3 protein-coding genes are annotated in these 1,742 nt (G+C 61.9%); 1 reads left to right on the forward strand and 2 read right to left on the reverse strand.

Annotated features, from left to right (window positions below; translation table 11 throughout):
- On the reverse strand, positions 1-485 hold a 485-nt coding region (locus EOD07_RS33350; protein ID WP_127238253.1), incomplete at its 3' end, for a hypothetical protein.
- Between the two features lie 178 nt (positions 486-663).
- Between EOD07_RS33350 and EOD07_RS33355 the strand changes: the two genes are divergently transcribed.
- Positions 664-1,146, forward strand: a complete 483-nt coding sequence (locus EOD07_RS33355; RefSeq protein ID WP_040989622.1) for a DUF2314 domain-containing protein — start codon at positions 664-666, stop codon at positions 1,144-1,146.
- Between the two features lie 3 nt (positions 1,147-1,149).
- Here the strand turns inward: EOD07_RS33355 and EOD07_RS33360 are convergent.
- Positions 1,150-1,742 (reverse strand): DUF3137 domain-containing protein (locus EOD07_RS33360; protein ID WP_127238254.1); only part of this gene is annotated, 593 nt, incomplete at its 5' end.

Genomic DNA, 1,742 nt, shown 5'->3' on the forward strand with positions numbered 1-1,742 from the left:
GTGCGCGTCTTCACGATAGCCTTGAGGCCGGTCAGTTCCTTGCCGTCGGCAAGCTTGCGGGTCGTCGGCTGCTGCGTCAGCTGCCCGCCCGCCTGGACCGTTTCCTTGGTCATCTCCTGCAGCATCAGCTGGTTGAGGGAGACCGGGTTCATCTTGTCGTATTTCTGCACCACGACGAGGGTGCCGAGCGCCGAAGCCATGAGATACTGCGCGATACCGTCGCCGAGATCGGTCTTGGTCACCGAATTGGTGCTCGGATGGACGAAGGAGAATGTGCCGCCTGAGAAGGTGGCGAAATCATTGTGCTCGAGCCTTACCTTGCTGGTCTTGCCGCCGGGCAAGGATACGTCGACGTCCTCGCCGGGATCGATGTCGACGCTCACGCCGTCGATCGTCAGCTTGAAGGCCTTCGGGTCCTCGGCACGGGCAGGCCCCGAGCAAAGCATGATCGCCGCGAGCGCCGCTGCCGCCAATCTCAGTCGCATATCCTGTCCTCTCCGCGCAGTCCGGTCACCGCGTTCGACGGCGGCCTCGTTTCGGCGGCCGAAGCCGCCTCTTATCATTCCCCGATGACAATTGTCGTGGGCCGGTTCTCCGATTGATAAAGCCGACGCATTGCCCGAAGATAATACGCAAGGATATTGGCCTTGACCGGGGGGTGTCATGACAATTGCCGTTCGTATCGCGCTATGCCTGCTGCTGGCGCTCGTTCCTTTGCACGCCCGCGCGCAAAGCGACGACAAGGCCATGATGATCGCCTCCGACGACGCCGAGATGGCGGCGGCGATCGAGAAGGCGCGTTCCAGCCTGGATGAATTCCTGGCTTTATCCGACACTCCGCCGCCGGGAACCGACAAGTTCAAGCTGAAGGTGATGATCGCCGACGGCAATGCGACGGAGCATTTCTGGGTCATCCCCTTCAAGCGGACCGAGACCGGCTTCGTCGGCATATTGGCGAACGAGCCGGAAATCGTCCGCAACGTCGTCCTCGGCCAGAACATCGAATTCACCAGGGACGATATATCCGACTGGGGCTATACCAAAAACGGCCGTCAGGTCGGCAGCTTCACCGTCTGCGTGATGTTGAAGAAGATGTCGAAGGAGGAGGCCGAGTACATGCGCACCCAATACGGCTTCGACTGCTGAGGTCTATCCGCTCACTTCATCCCTCGCGCCGATCTTGCGCACCAGCGCCGCGGTGGCCAGCATGGCGCCGAGATCGGTGATCATCGGCGCGACATGCGCGTTGTAGTCGATCGGCTGCGAGATATCCGGAAGCTCGAAGAAGTTCTTCGACCGCGGCATCAACAGAAAGCCGTCGCTGCCGCTGAGCGCCACCCGCGCCTGGTCGTAGGGCCATGTCTCGCGCAGCCAGGCCAGCGCCTGCGCCATCCGGCCGGTCACCAGCGGCCGCGCCGCCTCGACATTGTCGGTGCGGAATTCATAGGTGTCGTCGAGGTCGTCGACGCCGGAAGACAGCTCCTGCATCTTTGAGGCGAACATGCCGCGGAAGAAGTGCGTTACCTTGCCGGCCTTGCGTGCCGCGACCAGTGTTCCAGGGAACGGCTCTATGGTCTCGAAGGCGACGATGACGCCCTTGAAGGCGGTCGTCTCGCTTTTGCCGGATCCCTCCCAGAGCTTCGCCTCGTAGAGCTCGAACGGAAAATCCTCGTAGCGTCCGGAAATGACGTCGTCGAAGCTCTGCCGGCTGAAAGCGGCGACGGTTTCGCGCGGCATCCTGT

It is taken from the genome of Mesorhizobium sp. M2C.T.Ca.TU.002.02.1.1, assembly GCF_003997225.1.

What these genes read in the sequence shown, in the direction of transcription:
- EOD07_RS33355 (WP_040989622.1), top strand. Translation starts at nt 664, where the DNA reads ATGACAATTGCCGTTCGTATCGCGCTATGCCTGCTGCTGGCGCTCGTT.